Raw genomic sequence first — 16,950 nt, forward strand, 5'->3', positions numbered from 1 at the left:
AGCGTTCAGGGTTTGAAGCATTCTCGAAAAGTGAGGGAAACGCCCATGCTGCCGGGCCTAGAGGCCGGTTTCACACTGGACGCCCGATTGGAGGCGGACAGTGAGCAGCTCATGTGGCTCGGTCTGTGCGAGCTCCGGCTGATGAACGATCGCCGCTGGCCGTGGCTGGTCCTTGTGCCGCAGCGGCCGGGCGTGGAGGAAATCCACGACCTGACGCCGCTCGACCAGACGATGCTGACCTTCGAAACCAACATGGTGGCGCAGGCGCTGAAGCGGGTGACCGGCTGCACCAAGATCAACACCGGGGCGCTCGGCAACATCGTGCGCCAGCTGCATGTCCACGTCATTGCCCGCAGCGAGAGCGATCCCGGCTGGCCGGGGCCGGTCTGGGGGCATGGCATGCGCGAGCCATATGAGCGCTCCGACATCCGTCGGTTTGCCGAAAAGATCAAGGCAGCGCTATAAGCCCATCAGTGTCCACTCTGCGCTTTCCTCGAGTCTCCTATGAGCTTTCATCTGTTTGACGCGCCTTTGCGCGAGCCGAGCCAATTCGTCGGTTTCGCCGGCAACCGGATCGACCGGCAATCGGAAAACCGCGCCGACGACGCGGTCGAGAAGGCGCTTGGCGAGCGATCGGCGCGACTGATGCTGATGCATGGCGGCAGGCTTTATCTGAAGCTGGACGACGGCAAGTTCGACCCATGGTTCGAGGCGGCGGAAAGCCAGGCCTTCGAGGTTTCGCTCGACGCCGGCGTGCTGCTCGGCCTTTCGGAGAGTGGCCCGGTGCTGGCGGTGCCCGCCGGCATCGAACCGGAACATCTGCCGGAAACGGTGAAGGCGATCGACTACCGCTCCGTCTATATGCAAGGCTTGATCGACGAAGCGGCGGCCGGCGCACTGGCGCAGGGTGCTGCGCTGCTCGCCTGGCACGCCAGCCACGCTTTCTGCAGCAAATGCGGCAATCGCTCGGAGATGCGCGCCGGCGGCTACAGGCGGCATTGCCCGGCCTGCGGCACCGACCACTTCCCGCGCACCGATCCGGTGGCGATCATGCTGACGGCGACTCGCGAGAAATGCCTGCTGGGGCGCGGCCGGCATTTCGGGCCGGGCATGTATTCGGCTCTTGCCGGCTTCATCGAGCCCGGCGAGACGATCGAGGCGGCGGTGCGCCGCGAGACGCTGGAGGAGGCCGGGATTCGGCTCGGTCGCGTCGTCTATCACGCCAGCCAGCCCTGGCCGTTCCCCTATTCGCTGATGATCGGCTGCTTCGGCGAGCCGCTCAACGAGGACATCCAGGCCGACCTCAACGAGCTCGAAGACTGCCGCTGGTTTTCGCGCGATGAGGTGCGCTCGATGCTGGAGAGAACGCATGCCGGCGGCCTGATCACGCCGCCGAAAGGGGCGATCGCCCACCACCTCATCCGCGCCTGGGTCGACAGCGAATAGGAGCCGAAAAATGATCCGTCACACCGTCGTGTTCACGCTGAAGCATCCGCCGCATTCGCTGGAGGCGAAGCGGTTCCTCCACGATGCCAAGAAGATCCTGACGGGGATCAAGGGTGTGACGCATTTCGAGCAGCTGCGCCAAGTGAGCCCCAAGAACGACTATCAATTCGGCTTCTCGATGGAGTTCGCCGACCAGGCCGCCTACACCAGATACAACGAGCATCCCGACCACGTCGCGTTCGTGCGCGACCGCTGGGTGCCGGAAGTCGAGGCGTTTATGGAAATCGACTACGTGCCGTTGGGCTTTGGCTGAAATTAGGTCGAGCGTCGGCGTCTGTGATTGGCGCGAACCTCCATGACGTTCGTCATCCGAGGACGAAGCGACGCGAAGCGGAGCGCGGGCCCTGGGATCCATGCCGTGACTTTTACGAAGGCCGCAGCGGAGCAGAATTCTGGACCGTGGGGCGGCGCTCCAGCGTAGCGGCATGGATCCTCGGGTCTGCGCCGCGTCGCTTCGCTCCTTGCTCCGCCCGAGGATGACGAAGCAGGAGGGCTTCGGCCATCCTCGAAGGTGCAATCACGCTTTGAACGAGCCCGACGGCTGGCAGATCGGAAAAGCCAGCCTTAATCCGCCACCTTCCACTGCTCGCGCGACGCGCTTGCCGGATAGACGCCGAGGATGCGCATCTCGCGGGAGAAGAAGCGCAACTCGTCGAGCGCCAGCTTGACCAGCGGATCATCGGGATGGCCCTCGATGTCGGCATAGAACAGCGTCGCTGTGAAGGCGCCGAGCTGATAGCTCTCGAGCTTGGTCATGTTGATGCCGTTGGTGGCGAAGCCGCCCATGGCCTTGTAGAGCGCGGCGGGCACGTTGCGGACGCGGAAGATGAAGGTGGTCATCATCCTGGCGTCCAGCGACGGGCGCTCGGCCCATTGCTTGTTTTTTGTCAGCACGACGAAGCGGGTGACGTTCGAGTCGGTGTCCTCGACATTCTTCTCGATGATGTCGAGGCCGTAGAGTTCGGCGGCAAGCGCAGGCGCAAGCGCCGCCATGGTGCGGTCCTTGACCTCGGAGACCATCTTGGCAGATCCCGCCGTGTCGCCGGCCACCACCGGCTTCCAGCCGTTCTTGCGGATGTATTTGCGGCACTGGCCAAGGGCATGGATATGGCTGTGCACGGTTCTGATCTCGTCGCGCCTGACGCCCGGCAGCACCATCAGCTGGAAATGGATCGGCAGAAAATATTCGCCGACGATGTGCAGGCGCGATTCCGGCAAAAGATGATGGATGTCGGCGACGCGGCCGGCAATCGTGTTCTCGATCGGGATCATGGCGAGCTCGGCCTTGCCGGTTTCGACCGCGTTGAAGGCGTCCTCGAAGGTCGGACAGGGCAACGGCTCCATCGAGGGGAACATGTTGCGGCAAGCGGTATCGGAATTGGCGCCCGGCTCGCCCTGGAAGGATATTCTGTTGGTCTTTTCAGGCATGCGCCAAGGTCTCGCTTACGATGTCTCAGTTTGAAAGAATCTGCCTGGCGCGCTCGAGATCGTCGGGCGTGTCGACGCCGAGCGGCAGCGACCGGACGATCTCGGCATCGATGCGCATGCCGGCTTCCAGCGCCCGCAGCTGTTCCAGCCGCTCACGGCGTTCGAGCGGCGACGGCTTCAGCGCCACGAAGCGTTCCAGTGCCGCGCGGCGGTAGGCATAGAGGCCGATGTGGTGATAGAGCGGGCCCTCCCCCCACGGCGCCGTGGCGCGCGTGAAATAGAGCGCCTTCAGCCTTGTCGCGGAGAGCGGCGAGCCGACGATCTTGACCACGTTCGGATTGGTCCGTTCTTCGTCGCGCACAATCTCGACGCCGAGCGTGGCTATGTCGACCGACAGGTCGGCGAAGGGCCGCAGCGATGCGCCGATGATCTCAGGGTCGATGGTCGGCAGATCGCCCTGGACGTTGACGATGGTTTCGACCTTTTTCTCCGGGTCCAGCACGGTGAGGGCCTCGAAGATGCGGTCGGATCCCGATTGGTGGTCCGCGCGCGTCATCACCGCCTCGAGACCGTGGTCCCGTACCACCGCGGCAACCGCTTCGGTGTCGGTCGCCACCACCACGCGACCGAGCCCGGCCTCGGCGCCGCGGCGGGCGACATGGACGATCATCGGCGCGCCGGCGATGTCGGCCAGCGGCTTGCCCGGCAGGCGCGTCGAGGCCATGCGGGCGGGGATCAGGATCAATGTCGACATGGACTTTTAGGACAGCCGGGGAAGCAGATGGAAAAGTGGCAAAACGTCTCACTGGAAGCGCCCTTATAGGTGTTGCAAGGACGAAGCAAAAGACCTAGTTTCCGCGCGATTTAACGGGCCCGTTCGGGCCTTTCGCTATACCGACGGACGGAGTGGACGGGACGGTCCGCCGGAAAAGGGAGCAAGGGGCGTATGGATTCCAACGAAGTCAACAAGCTGCTCGCCGGATTCCTCGGAACCTGCTTCATCGTCTTTTCCGTCGGTATCGTTTCCGACGCGCTGTTTGCCTCCCCCGCTCCCGAGAAGCCGGGCTTCGCCATCGAGGCGGCCGAGCCGACCGAAGGCGGCGGCGCTGCCGCGCCGGCGGCCGAAGCCAAGCCGATCGCCGACCTGCTCGCAACCGCCAATGCCGAGACGGGCGCCGCCATCTTCAAGAAGTGCCAGGCCTGCCATTCCGGCGAAAAGGGCGGCCCCAACAAGGTCGGGCCGGACCTCTGGGACATCATCGATCGCCCTGTCGCCGAGCATGAGGGCTTCGCCTATTCGGCGGGCATGAAGGATTTCTCCAAGGGCGGCGCCGAGAAGTGGACCTACGACAACCTCAATCACTTCATCAACGCGCCGAAGAAGTTCGTGAAGGGCACTGCGATGGGCTTTGCCGGCCTGCCGAAGGACGAGGACCGCGCCAACGTGATCGCCTATCTGCGCACGCTGTCGGACAATCCGAAGCCGCTGCCGCAGCCGGGCGCTTCGGCGGAAGCCAAGCCCGCCGAAGGCGCCGCCCCGGCCAAGCCGGCCGCAGGTGCTGCGCCCGCCAAGCCGGCCGAAGGCGCCGCTCCGGCCAAGCCGGTTGCACCCGCGCAATAAACATTTCGTCATAAAGACACCTTGGAAAAGCCGGGTTCGTCCCGGCTTTTTTGTTAGGAAAGCCGCATATGCTGCGACAAAAGCCGCCGCTTGCGGTTTTCACCGGCGTCAAATGATCTAGATTGCCGGTGGGTACTGTTCGCGACGAGGAGAACGCATGACGGTCGGCCGTTCCCGGACGTTTTTCGCATCGATGCTGGCGGTTGTTTTCGCCGCCAGCCTGCAGGCCAGTGTCGCCGACGAATGGCACACGACATCCTCGCTGGTCGGCCCGTCCAAATATGGCGACAATTTCCAGCGCTACGACTATGTCAATCCGGACGCTCCGAAGGGCGGCGCCCACGACTCCGTCGTTGTCGGCACTTTCGACAGCTTCAACCCCTATATCGTGCCGGGGTCGCCGGCCGCGGGGTTCGCCGGGTTCGGCGGCGGCCTGCTCTACGACACGCTGATGGATCAGGCGACCGACGAGGGCAGCGTGAGCCACCCGCTGATTGCCGAGGCTTATAAATACCCGCCCGACTATTCCTCGGCGACCTACCGGCTCGACCCGCGCGCGAAATGGCATGACGGCCAGCCGATCACGGTCGACGATGTGGTCTGGTCGTTCCAGGTGCTGAAGGCCAACGCCCCCCAATACAACCGCTATTTCGAGAACGTCACCGACGCGGTGGCGATTTCCGACCGCGAGGTCGAGTTTCATTTCAACCAGAAGGGCAACCGCGAGCTGCCCAAGATTCTCGGCGATCTGGTCGTCCTGCCGAAGCACTGGTGGGAGGGCACCGATGCCAGCGGCAAGAAGCGCGACATCACTAGGCCGACGCTCGAGCCGCCGCTGGGATCCGCCGCCTACAAGATCGCCAGCTTCAAGCCGGGTTCCGAGATCGTCTGGCAGCGCGTGCCTGATTACTGGGGCGCCAAGCTGCCGGTGAAGATCGGCCGCGAGAATTTCGACACCCAGCGCTTTACCTACATCCTGGACGACAATGCTGCCTGGCAGGCCTTCACCAAGGGCGGGCTTGACGACATCAAGCCCGAAAACAGTTCGCGGCGCTGGGCGACGGCTTACAACTTTCCGGCGGTGAACGCCGGCGACGTGATCAAAAAGGAATTCAAGACCACTTCGCCGGAGCCGATGCAGGCCTTCATGCTGAACCAGCGCAGGCCGCTGTTCCAGGATCGCCGGGTCCGCGAGGCGCTAACCTATCCCTATGACTTCGAGACGATGAACCGAACGCTGTTCTTCAATTCCAACACGCGCACCCAAAGCTATTTACAAGGCACGGAACTCGCGTCGAGCGGTCTGCCGCAAGGCAAGGAACTCGAAATCCTGGAGAAGTACCGCGACAAGCTGCCGCCTGAACTGTTCACCCAGGAATTCAAGCTGCCGGTCTACGACTCACCACAAGCGGAGCGGAAATATCTGAAGCAGGCTGTCGACCTCTTCGCCCAGGCGGGCTGGGTGATCAAGGGCGGCAAGATGGTGAACGCCAAGACCGGCGCGCCGTTCAAATTCGAGATACTGGGCACGTCCGACACGGACCAGATCCTCTCCGGCAACTATATCGCCAATCTGCGCAAGATCGGCGTCGATGCAACGCTGCGCATCATCGACCCCAGCCAGTACGTCAACCGCGTCAACAATTTCGACTACGACGTCATCACCAACGTGCTGCAGCAGTCGGAATCGCCCGGCAACGAACAGCGCGATTTCTGGAGTTCGAAGTCCGCCGATTCACCCGGATCGCGCAATTACTCCGGCATCAAGGATCCGGTCGTCGACGCGCTGGTGGACCGCGTCATCTTCGCCACCGACCGCGACGATCTCGTCGCCGCCACCCATGCGCTCGATCGCGTGCTGTTGTGGAACTACTATACCGTGCCGCAATACTACCGCGCGGTGGTCTGGCTTGCCTACTGGAACAAGTTCGGCATGCCGGACAAGCAGCCCAGCTACCGTGGCGCCGATATCGATTCCTGGTGGATCGATACGGCGAAGGAAAAGGCGTTGGCCGCCAAATACAAGGGCCTCAACTGATGAGGCAGCCGGCGTTGCTTCCTCGTCGCGACTTCCTGGCGCTCGGCGCCGCGGCGGCGGCCACGTCGCTGCTCCCCGGCAAGGTCTTTGCCGCGATCCCGACCGGGGTGAAGGTGCACGGCCTCTCCGCCTTCGGCGACTTGAAATACAAGCCCGACTTCACGCATTTCGAGTATGTCAACGTCGATGCGCCGCAAGGCGGCACCTTCAATTTCTCGCCGCCCAACTGGGGCCAAAACCAGAGCCCTTTGACGTTCAACACGCTGAACTCCTTCGTGCCCAAGGGCGATGCGCCGCAGCGCATGGAAATGTGCTTCGATTCACTGATGGTGCGGGCGCTCGACGAGCCTGACGCCGTCTATGGGCTGATCGCAGACGGGGTCACGATTTCCGACGATCGCAACGGCTTCATCTTCTCGCTGCGGCCGCAGGCGCGCTTCCATGACGGCACGCCGCTCACCGCCGACGATGTCGCCTTCACCTTCAAACTGCTGAAGGACAAGGGGCATCCGGATTATTCGCTGTCGCTGACGCATCTTGAGGATGCGGTGGCGAAGGACGCCCACACGGTCGAGCTCAAGTTCTCCGGCAAGCACTCGGCCCGCACCATCCTGAACGTCGTCGCGTTTCCGATCCTGTCCAAGGCCTTCTTTACGGCCAACCCGTTCGATTCGTCCCAGCTCAACCCGCCGCTCGGCTCAAGCGCCTACAAGGTCGGGCGCTGGTCGGCCGGGGCCTGGATCGAGTACGAGCGGGTGGCCGACTATTGGGGCAACGACCTGCCGGTCAATCGCGGCCAGAACAATTTCGGGCGTATCCGCATCGAGTTCTATCAGGACCGCACGGCCGGCTTCGAGGCCTTCAAGAAGGGCGAGATCCTCTATCGCGAGGAATTCACCTCGCGCGTCTGGGCGACGGCCTACAACTTTCCGGCCTTTGCCGCCGGCAAGGTGGTGAAGCACGAATTCCCGGCCGAGACGGTGCCGTCGATGCAGGCGACAGCCGTCAACCAGCGGCGCGCGCAGTTCCAGGACCCGCGCGTGCGGCAAGCGATCGCGCTCTGCTTCGACTTCGAATGGACGCGGCGCAACTTCTTTTACGGCTCCTATCAGCGCTCGCAATCCTGCTTCGAGAAATCCGACTTTCGCGCCGAAGGCATGCCCTCGCCGGCAGAACTCGCGCTGCTGGAGCCGCTGCGCGACAAGCTGCCGCCGGAGGTCTTCGGCGAAGCGGTGACGCAGCCAGCCTCGGACGGCTCGGGACGCGACCGCAAGCTGCTTGGCAAGGCGGCGAAGCTGCTTGCCGAAGCCGGCTGGAAACGCTCCAGCGATTTCGTCGTCAACGACAAGGGCGCGCGGCTGCCCGCCGAGTTCCTGGTGGAAGACGAGACCTTCGTGCAGGTCTATTCGCCCTGGGTCGCCAACATGAAGGCGATCGGCATCGACGCCTCGATCCGGCTGGTCGATTCCGCCCAATACCAGCTCAGGCAATCGACCTTCGATTTCGATCTGATCTCGGCCGCCTTCTCCTTCAGCGCCACGCCGACACGCGACGACCTCGAGATCTTCTTCCATGCGCGAAGCGCGTCGGTTTCGGGCTCGCGCAACCTCCCGGGCATAGCGAGCCCGGCTATAGACGCGCTGATCGACGCCGTCGGCGCGGCCAAGGATCGCGAGAGCCTCACCGTCGCCATGCGGGCGCTCGATCGGGCCTTGCGCGCGCGGCGCGATTGGATTCCAAGTTGGTATCTGGCGAATCACCGAAGCGCCTATTGGGACATGTTCGGCTTTCCCGAGCAGAAGCCCGATTTCGGCTTTCCGGTCGAGGCGCTGTGGTGGGTCGACAAGGGCAAGGCGGCAAGAATTGGCAAAGCCTGACATTCCGCTCCGCGCAGGGCCGGCAGCCTGATGGGCGCCTATATCCTGCGCCGCATCCTGCTGATGATCCCGACGCTGTTCGGCATCATGGCGATCTCCTTCGCCGTCATCCAGTTCGCGCCGGGCGGCCCGGTCGAGCAGGTGATCGCCAAGCTCACCAATCAGGGCGGCACCGATCGCCTGGGCGGCGGCGGCGGCGACGCGGGCGCCACCAATTTCGACGTCGCCGGCGATGTCGGCTCGAAATATCGCGGTGCTCAAGGGTTGGACCCCGAATTCATCAAGAAGCTCGAAAAGCAGTTCGGCTTCGACAAGCCGCCGCTCGAGCGCTTCGGCATGATGCTGTGGAACTACGCCCGTTTCGACTTCGGCGACAGCTATTTCCGCGACATCTCGGTGCTCGACCTGATCCTGGAAAAGATGCCGGTGTCGATCTCGATCGGGCTGTGGATCACGTTGTTGTCCTACCTGATCTCGATCCCGCTCGGCATCCGCAAGGCGGTGCAGGACGGCTCGACCTTCGATGTCTGGACGAGCGGCGTGGTGATCGTCGGCTATGCCATCCCCGGATTCCTGTTCGGCATCCTTTTGATGGTGCTGTTTGCAGGCGGCTCGTTCTGGGATTGGTTCCCGCTGCGCGGCATCGTTTCCGACAATTGGGACCAGCTGTCCTGGCCGGACAAGATCATCGACTATTTCTGGCACATGACGCTGCCGCTGACCGCGCTTGTGCTGTCGGCCTTCGCCACGACGACGCTCTTGACCAAGAACTCGTTCCTTGAGGAGATCCGCAAGCAATATGTGGTGACGGCGCGCGCCAAGGGTCTGTCCGAGGGCAAGGTGCTTTATGGCCATGTCTTCCGCAACGCCATGCTGATCGTCATCGCAGGGTTCCCCGGCGCCTTCATCTCGGCCTTCTTCACCGGCTCGCTGCTGATCGAGAACATCTTCTCGCTCGACGGGCTCGGCCTGCTCGGCTTCAAGTCGGTGATCGACCGCGACTATCCGGTGGTCTTTGCCAATCTCTACATCTTTTCGCTGCTCGGCCTGTTCGTCGGCCTGCTGTCGGACCTGATCTACACCTGGGTCGATCCGCGCATCGATTTCGAGCGGAGAGACGTCTGATGACGGCAGCCTCGGCAGAAACCAAGCCGGCCCGCGCCGCCCGGCCGCGGCTGTCGCCGCTCAACCAGCGGCGGCTGCAGAATTTCAAGGCGAACCGGCGCGGCTACTGGTCGCTGTGGATCTTCCTGCTGCTGTTCGTGCTGTCGCTGTTTTCCGAATTGATCGCCAACGACAAGCCCATCATCGCCTCCTACAAGAGTGAGATCCTGTTTCCGGTGCTGGTCGCCTATCCGGAGGAGAAGTTCGGCGGCTTCTATGCCGTCACCGACTATCGCGATCCGGTCATCCAGGACGAGATCAATTCGAACGGCTGGATGATCTGGCCGCCGGTCCGCTACTCCTACCAGACGGTCAACAACGCCATCCCGGAAGCGGCGCCCGCCAAACCGTCCTGGCTCTATGACAAAAAGGCCCGCTGCAGCCAGTATCCGCAGGGCGAAGCCGATCCCAACTGCGTCGTCGGCAACTGGAATTGGCTGGGCACCGACGACCAGGCGCGCGATGTTCTGGCGCGCGTGCTTTACGGCTTCCGCATATCGGTGCTGTTCGGGCTGATCCTGACGCTCGGCTCCTCGCTGATCGGCGTCGCGGCCGGCGCGGTGCAAGGCTACTTCGGCGGCTGGACGGACCTTCTGTTCCAGCGCTTCATCGAGATCTGGTCGGCGATCCCAGTGCTCTATCTGCTGCTCATCGTCTCGGCGATCCTGCCGCCCGGCTTCTTCATACTGCTCGGCCTGATGCTGCTGTTCTCCTGGGTGGCGCTGGTCGGCGTGGTGCGGGCCGAGTTCCTGCGCGCGCGCAACTTCGAATATGTCAACGCGGCGCGCGCGCTTGGCGTGCCCAACCTCACCATCATGTTCCGCCATCTTCTGCCCAACGCCATGGTGGCGACGCTCACCTTCCTGCCCTTCCTGCTCTCGGGCTCGATCTCGACGCTGACCTCGCTCGACTATCTCGGCTTCGGCCTGCCGCCGGGTTCGGCCTCGCTCGGCGAATTGCTGAAGCAGGCGCAACGCAATCTCAACGCGCCCTGGCTCGGCATCTCCGGCTTCATCGTGATTTCGCTGATGCTGTCGCTGCTGGTCTTCATCGGCGAGGCGACGCGCGATGCCTTCGATCCGCGCAAGACGTTCAAATGAGCGAGCCTCTGCTTTCCGTCCGCGATTTGAGCGTCGCCTTCGCGCAAAGCGGCAAGCAATCGGCTGCCGTCGACCACGTCTCCTTCGACATCGCCAAGGGCGAGACGGTGGCGCTGGTCGGCGAATCCGGATCCGGCAAATCGGTCTCCGCGCTCTCGGTGCTGAAGCTGTTGCCCTACCCGTCGGCCAGCCACCCCTCGGGAAAGATCCTATTCCACGGCGCCGATCTGCTCCACGCCAACGAAAGGACGCTGCGCGGCGTGCGCGGCAACAAGATCACGATGATCTTCCAGGAGCCGATGACCTCGCTCAATCCGCTGCACACGATCGAGCAGCAGATCGTCGAGGTCTTGAAGCTGCATCAGGGGCTGGGCGATCGCCAAGCCCACGCTCGCACGTTGGAGCTGCTCACCGAGGTCGGCATACGCGACCCGCAGAAGCGGCTCGATGCCTATCCGCACCAGCTCTCCGGCGGCCAGCGCCAGCGCGTCATGATCGCCATGGCCTTGGCCAACGAGCCGGAACTGTTGATCGCCGACGAGCCGACGACGGCGCTCGACGTCACCGTGCAGGCGCAGATCCTCGAACTGCTCGCCGGCCTGAAAAGCCGCAAGGGCATGTCGATGCTGTTCATCACCCACGATCTCGGCATCGTCAGGAAAATCGCCGACCGCGTCTGCGTCATGACCAAGGGCAAAATAGTCGAGACCGGGCCGACCAAGGAGATATTCGCCAACCCGCAGCATGCCTACACCAAGCACCTCTTGGCCGCCGAGCCGAAGGGCAAGCCGCCGGCGGCGAATGCGGATGCCACGGCGGTGATGACCGGCAAGGACATCAAGGTCTGGTTCCCGATCAAGCGGGGCTTCTTCCGCCGCACCGTCGACCATGTGAAGGCGGTGGACGGCATCGACGTCACGGTGCGCGCCGGCCAGACGCTCGGCGTCGTCGGCGAATCCGGCTCCGGCAAGACGACGCTCGGCCTGGCGCTCGCCAGGATGATCTCGTCCACGGGCGCGATCAACTTCAACGGGCGCGACATCAACCAGCTTTCCTTCAGCGCCATGCGGCCGCTGCGGCGCGAGCTGCAGATCGTCTTCCAGGACCCGTTCGGATCCTTGAGCCCGCGCATGTCGGTCGCGGAGATCATCGAGGAAGGGCTCAAGATCCACGCGCCGAAACTGTCGCCCGATGAGCGCGACGACAAGGTCGTCGAAGTGCTCAAGGAGGTCGGTCTCGACCCGGAGACGCGTCACCGCTATCCGCATGAATTCTCGGGCGGCCAGCGCCAGCGCGTCGCGATCGCGCGCGCAATGGTGCTCAACCCGCGCTTCGTCATGCTCGACGAGCCGACCTCGGCGCTCGACATGAGCGTGCAGGCGCAGGTCGTCGATCTGTTGCGCAACCTGCAGGCCAGGCACAACCTCGCCTATCTCTTCATCAGCCACGACCTGAAGGTCATCCGCGCCCTTGCCAACGACGTGATCGTCATGCGCAATGGTCAGATCGTCGAAGCCGGGCCGTCCGAACAGATTTTCGACCGCCCGCAAACCGACTATACGAGGGCGCTGATCTCGGCCGCGTTCCGGATCGAAACGGCACCGACCGGGGTCGTCAGCGAGTAGGCTGAACCGAACGGAAATACAGGAAAGACACTCCGCGAATGGAAAAAGGCAAAGTTCTGCTTGCCCTCACCGGCTTTCACCCGCAGCGCTGGCGCGAACTGCTCGCGGCCGAGCGCGAGGTGGTGCTGGAGCCCGATGGTCCGAGCGATCCCTCGATCGCCTATGCAGTGGTGTGGAAGCAGAAACCGAATCTGTTGTCGTCGCTGCCCAATTTGCGCGCCATCTTCTCGATCGGCGCAGGCGTCGACCATATCTTCGCCGACCCCGGCCTGCCCGCCGTACCGATCGTCCGGGTCGTTGCCGACAATCTCACGCAATACATGACCGAATATGTCGTCTGGCGCGTGCTCGACCACCATCGCCAGGGCATGCTCTACCGGGGGCAGCAGCAGAAGAAGACCTGGCACGAGCCGCCGCAACGCCCGGCCGGCGACATCTCCGTCGGCATCATGGGTCTCGGCAATCTTGGCCGCGCCGCGGCTTCGGTGCTTTTGGCTCTCGGCTTCGCCGTGAATGGCTGGTCGCGAACCGAGCACCCGATGCAGGGCGTCTCGGCCTATTCCGGCGAAGCGGGGCTGATCCCCTTCCTCAACGCCACCGATATCCTGGTGGTGCTTTTGCCGCTGACGCCGCGCACGCAAGGCATCGTCAACTACAGCGTGCTGAAGGAATTGCGCAGACGCAACGGCCTCGGCGGCGCGGTGCTGATCAATGCCGGGCGCGGGCGGCTGCAGAAGGATGCCGACATCCTGCGCGCGTTGGACGACGGCACGCTGAAGGAAGCGAGTCTCGACGTGTTCGAGGTCGAGCCGCTGCCGAAGACGAGCCCGTTGTGGAGCCATCCGAAGGTGTTTGTGACGCCGCATGCGGCGGCGACCTCGGATCCGGCCCATCTGGTGCCGATCATGCTTCGGCAGATGGCCGCCTTCGAGCGCGGCGAAAAGCTCGAAAACGTTGTCGATCGCGAAGCGGGCTATTAGCCGGACACTATCGTCATCTAGCCAAGTCCCACTCCCTAAAGCACCTCTTGATCGCTCGCAGCGAAGACAGCTGCACCTTCGGGAGATTGGTCTGCTCGAACATCGCCCGGTACCGTCTGCGATTTTTCGGCGTGGTTATCGCGATGTGGCGGATCATGTCCCATTTGACGCTGTCGCGGCCGCCTTCCAGGGCACCGCGCCTTTCCTTCTCGAACAATGTTCGGCGGAAATATCGCAGCAGACTGGCAAGGGTGGCGACATCTAGGACGATCAGTCCCGTCGCGCGCCGGAAGCGTTGCGGCATGCACACCGAGTAGTTTCCGTCCATCACCCAACGCTCGCGGGAGATCGCGGCATCATGCAAAGCGACAAAATCGTCCTTCGGACGTGCTTCCCAATCCGTATCGGGCGGATGGTAAAGCTGATCGAGGTGAATGACCTCCAAACCGCGCTTGCGTGCGGTTGCGTCGGCAAGCGTTGACTTGCCGCTGTTGGACGGCCCCAGGATACAGATGCGGTCGCCGAGATCCGAGAGCTTCATCCGACGTTACCCTGGGCAGATGCAAAATGGCCTACGTGCTAAATTCTCGCCCTGTACGGAAGATCGCTACACGTTTCCTGGAATTGCCCCGCCTTGCGCCGGCTTCGAGTCCGGCAGCGCGAACTTGTCCTTCTTCTTCGGCTTGCCGCAATCGCGGCGGTCGATCGAACGGTTCATGGCGTCGATCTCGCCGGTCGCCTTGTCGCTGTCGCGCTGCGCCTTGGAGCGCATGTCCGGCGTGAACGGACCAAAACCCATGGCAGGATTGGAGAAAGTCGGTTTTGCGGTGACCGACAGATTGTATTGCTGCGCCAGCGCGTTGCGGTTGGCCAGCAGTTGATCGCAGGGCACGCTGTCATATTGCAGCGAGGATTGGACGTTCTCGTCCTGGCGCTCCGCCATCGAAGTGCCGCCGACGCAGCCGGCCGTCACCAGGCAAGATGCCAACACAGCCATGGTCCAGCGCATGGTATCCCTCCGTGCCGTATCGCCCCAGCCTAAGCCGACACGCGATTCGGGCTTTTTCGCGAGCGGCGGTTCGAGCTTTTTCGTAGCATAGGATCTTACAACGTCGGCGGGACAGCACCCCCCTCTGCCCTGCCGGGCATCTCCCCCGCAAGGGGGGAGATCAGATGTCGCTCATGTTTTCGCCAATCGCCAACGTTGCAGGATGAGCACCTGCGAACAAGCTGCCAATCTCCCCCCTTGCGGGGGAGATGTCCGGCAGGACAGAGGGGGGTGTGAAGGATCGCGGCGTTTACGATCCTTCAAATTGCATCGCCCTTCCTCGCTACGACAGCCAGCCCTGCGATCGGCGCGCCCCGGTCATGCCTGATGACCGCGCTCTCCAGCGACAAGATCGCAAACCCGTTGTCGGCGAGAACGCGCCGCACATAGGCCTCGGAATGCGCGTAGCGCCGCGAGGGCAGCAATGCAAAGTCATCGGCGCCGGCAAGCGTCTCGACCGAGAACGCAAAGAGGCCTTCGTCGACCAGACTGCCGGCAATTGCTGCAATAATGCGTTCGAGCGCCCCGGTATAAATGAATACGTCGGCGGCGACGGCGAGATCGGCTTTCGCGCCAGGTCGAGAGAAATGCTGGAGATCGGCCTTGGAAAGCTTGTCGTAGATGCCTTTGGCGCGTGCCTTCCGCAACATGCTGGCTGAAATGTCGTAACCTTCGAGCCGGTCGACGATCGGGCGCAGCCTTTCGCCCATCAGGCCGGTGCCGCAGCCGAGGTCGAGCGCCACCCGGAACCGGCCCGGGCTCGCCGCGCGAATAGCGCGGTCTAGAAACCCGGGCATCCGATAGCCGAGTTTCCCGACCAGCGATTGCTCGAAATTGTCGGCATAGTGATCGAACAGGGTCTCGACGAAAGCGCTGGGCGGAGCCGCTGCCACCGGCGCATGGCCGATCAGCTGCAGCTTGAGCGCAGAACCCAGCCGGTCCGCGGGATCGAGCTTCAAGGCCATCGCCCATGCCTGCGCCGCTTGGTCGGGAAAACGCGCTGCCTCCTGCATCTCGCCGAGCCGGAACCAGCCCGCCGCCCATCGCGGCGCCAGTTCCAGCGCGCCAAGCAAAAGCTCCGCCGCCTGCGCAGGCTCGCCGGAGGCCAGCAGCATCTCGGCAAAGTCGGCGCGACGGTCGGCGGTCAAATCGCCGGACGAGGCCTGAAATGGTTTCATGGTTGGTTGGTTTCCCGCCGGTGTGCGAACCGGCGGCCGGCTGTAGGACGAGTCAGCAGTCTGTTGCAACAGGCTTCCCGCGTCGAATTTAGCCACTATGTTCAAGGCCATGCGCGCCAGCGACCTGCTCAAGCCACGACCCGAAGGGCTCTACTGCCCGCCCGGCGATTTCTTCATCGATCCGGTGCGGCCGGTCGGCCGCGCGCTGATCACGCATGGCCATTCCGATCACGCGCGCTCGGGCCACCGCTCGGTGCTCGCCACGCAGCAAACGCTCGACATCATGGGTCTGCGCTATGGCGAGGATTTCGCCGAAACCAGGCAGGCAGCAGTCGTCGGCGAGACGATCGATATCAATGGCGTCTCCGTCACTTTCCATCCGGCCGGGCATGTCCTGGGTTCGGCGCAGATCGTCGTCGAGCATCAGGGCCTGCGCATCGTCGCCTCCGGCGACTACAAGCGCCAGAAGGACGCTACCTGCCTGCCGTTCGAGCCGGTGCCTTGCGATGTCTTCATTACCGAGGCGACCTTCGGGCTGCCGGTGTTCCGGCACCCGCCGGACCATCAGGAGATCGCGCGCCTGCTCAAATCGGCGATGCAATTTCCCGAGCGTTCGCACCTGATCGGCGCCTATGCGCTCGGCAAGGCGCAGCGCGTCATGCGGCTGCTGCGCGAGGCCGGTTATGACAGGCCGATCTATATCCACGGCGCGCTGGCCAAGCTCAGCGAATATTACCAGAGCCAGGGCATCGATCTCGGCACGTTGGCGCCGGCGACGGTGGAAAGCGGCGGCAAAGCCGATTTCCAAGGTGCCATCGTCGTCGGGCCGCCGGCCGCCTTCGCCGACCGCTGGGCGCGGCGCTTCCCCGACCCGATTGCCTGCTTCGCTTCAGGTTGGATGCGCATCCGCCAGCGCGCCAAGCAGGGCGGCGTCGAGCTGCCGCTGATCATTTCCGACCACGCCGACTGGGACGAGCTCATCGCCACAATCAAGGAAACGGGCGCCGAGGAGATCTGGGTCACGCATGGCCGCGAGGAAGCGCTGGTGCGCTGGTGCGAGCTGGAGGGCATCGCCGCGCGGCCGCTGCATCTGGTGGGCTACGAGGACGAGGGCGATTGATGGCGGAGGTAGCTTCGACAATCGCCAAAGTTGCGCTCCACGGCGCCCCCCTCTGTCCTGCCGGACATCTCCCCCACGAGGGGGGAGATCGGATGTCGCGGCGGCTTTCGCCAACCATCAGCGTTGCAGGATCTGCGGCAGGGCCGAAACTGCCAATCTCCCCCCTCGTGGGGGAGATGTCCGGCAGGTGTCCGAACCGGATAGATAGGTAACAGAATGGACCGATTAGATGGGTGACAGTTTTCTCGCCAGCCGGGAGGACCGG

16 protein-coding genes are annotated in these 16,950 nt (G+C 63.6%); 11 read left to right on the forward strand and 5 right to left on the reverse strand.

From position 1 onward, the window contains the following. Positions 1-45 precede the first annotated feature (45 nt). From CK220_RS28205 to CK220_RS28215, 3 genes are read left to right on the forward strand one after another with little or no spacing between them, the layout of a single operon-like run. A complete protein-coding gene (locus CK220_RS28205; protein WP_095814658.1) occupies positions 46-465 on the forward strand; it encodes an HIT family protein in 420 nt (139 codons plus the stop codon). A gap of 39 nt (positions 466-504) precedes the next feature. Further along, positions 505-1,446, forward strand: a complete 942-nt coding sequence (nudC, locus tag CK220_RS28210; RefSeq protein ID WP_095814659.1) for an NAD(+) diphosphatase — start codon at positions 505-507, stop codon at positions 1,444-1,446. Positions 1,447-1,456: 10 nt separating this feature from the next. Continuing rightward, positions 1,457-1,759 (forward strand): Dabb family protein, encoded by a 303-nt coding sequence (locus tag CK220_RS28215; protein ID WP_095814660.1) that lies wholly within the window; start codon positions 1,457-1,459, stop codon positions 1,757-1,759. A gap of 311 nt (positions 1,760-2,070) precedes the next feature. On the opposite strand, the gene CK220_RS28220 is transcribed toward CK220_RS28215, so the two are convergent. Further along, a complete protein-coding gene (locus CK220_RS28220) occupies positions 2,071-2,934 on the reverse strand; it encodes a prephenate dehydratase (RefSeq protein WP_095814661.1) in 864 nt (287 codons plus the stop codon). A gap of 25 nt (positions 2,935-2,959) precedes the next feature. Beyond that, entirely contained in the window at positions 2,960-3,688 is a 729-nt protein-coding gene (locus CK220_RS28225; RefSeq protein ID WP_095814662.1) for a 3-deoxy-manno-octulosonate cytidylyltransferase, read from the reverse strand. Between the two features lie 192 nt (positions 3,689-3,880). On the opposite strand from CK220_RS28225, the gene CK220_RS28230 reads away from it, so the two are divergent. The 7 genes from CK220_RS28230 to CK220_RS28260 all read left to right on the forward strand — a co-directional run bounded on the left by CK220_RS28230 (position 3,881) and on the right by CK220_RS28260 (position 13,339). Further along, positions 3,881-4,555, forward strand: coding sequence for a cytochrome c family protein (locus CK220_RS28230; protein WP_095814663.1), 675 nt, complete (start codon positions 3,881-3,883; stop codon positions 4,553-4,555). A 157-nt stretch (positions 4,556-4,712) separates the two neighbouring features. Then, positions 4,713-6,593 carry an extracellular solute-binding protein gene (locus tag CK220_RS28235; protein WP_095814664.1) on the forward strand — a complete coding sequence of 627 codons (1,881 nt, stop codon included), beginning with the start codon at positions 4,713-4,715 and terminating at the stop codon, positions 6,591-6,593. Continuing rightward, on the forward strand, positions 6,593-8,470 hold the full coding sequence (locus CK220_RS28240; protein WP_095814665.1) for an extracellular solute-binding protein: 1,878 nt from the start codon (positions 6,593-6,595) through the stop codon (positions 8,468-8,470). The genes CK220_RS28235 and CK220_RS28240 overlap by 1 nt, the downstream gene beginning before the upstream one ends. Before the next feature lie 30 nt (positions 8,471-8,500). After that, positions 8,501-9,595, forward strand: coding sequence for a microcin C ABC transporter permease YejB (locus CK220_RS28245; RefSeq protein WP_095814666.1), 1,095 nt, complete (start codon positions 8,501-8,503; stop codon positions 9,593-9,595). After that, on the forward strand, positions 9,595-10,734 hold the full coding sequence (locus CK220_RS28250) for an ABC transporter permease (protein ID WP_095814667.1): 1,140 nt from the start codon (positions 9,595-9,597) through the stop codon (positions 10,732-10,734). The genes CK220_RS28245 and CK220_RS28250 overlap by 1 nt, the downstream gene beginning before the upstream one ends. Further along, positions 10,731-12,359, forward strand: a complete 1,629-nt coding sequence (locus CK220_RS28255) for an ABC transporter ATP-binding protein (protein ID WP_095814668.1) — start codon at positions 10,731-10,733, stop codon at positions 12,357-12,359. The genes CK220_RS28250 and CK220_RS28255 overlap by 4 nt, the downstream gene beginning before the upstream one ends. 38 nt (positions 12,360-12,397) lie before the next feature. Beyond that, the gene (locus tag CK220_RS28260; RefSeq protein ID WP_095814669.1) at positions 12,398-13,339 is read left to right on the forward strand and encodes a glyoxylate/hydroxypyruvate reductase A; all 942 of its coding nucleotides are present in this window, start codon (positions 12,398-12,400) and stop codon (positions 13,337-13,339) included. Positions 13,340-13,352: 13 nt separating this feature from the next. On the opposite strand, the gene CK220_RS28265 is transcribed toward CK220_RS28260, so the two are convergent. The 3 genes from CK220_RS28265 to CK220_RS28280 all read right to left on the reverse strand — a co-directional run bounded on the left by CK220_RS28265 (position 13,353) and on the right by CK220_RS28280 (position 15,565). Beyond that, on the reverse strand, positions 13,353-13,880 hold the full coding sequence (locus tag CK220_RS28265; protein ID WP_095814670.1) for an AAA family ATPase: 528 nt from the start codon (positions 13,878-13,880) through the stop codon (positions 13,353-13,355). A gap of 66 nt (positions 13,881-13,946) precedes the next feature. After that, a complete protein-coding gene (locus CK220_RS28270; RefSeq protein WP_095814671.1) occupies positions 13,947-14,348 on the reverse strand; it encodes a hypothetical protein in 402 nt (133 codons plus the stop codon). 299 nt (positions 14,349-14,647) lie between these two features. Further along, on the reverse strand, positions 14,648-15,565 hold the full coding sequence (locus CK220_RS28280; protein WP_095814672.1) for a methyltransferase domain-containing protein: 918 nt from the start codon (positions 15,563-15,565) through the stop codon (positions 14,648-14,650). 109 nt (positions 15,566-15,674) lie between these two features. Here CK220_RS28280 and CK220_RS28285 point away from each other — a divergent pair, with 109 nt between their 5' ends. Next, on the forward strand, positions 15,675-16,685 hold the full coding sequence (locus CK220_RS28285; protein WP_095814678.1) for a ligase-associated DNA damage response exonuclease: 1,011 nt from the start codon (positions 15,675-15,677) through the stop codon (positions 16,683-16,685). The last annotated feature ends 265 nt before the right edge of the window (positions 16,686-16,950 follow it).

This window comes from Mesorhizobium sp. WSM3860, assembly GCF_002294995.1.
Lineage (GTDB): Bacteria > Pseudomonadota > Alphaproteobacteria > Rhizobiales > Rhizobiaceae > Mesorhizobium.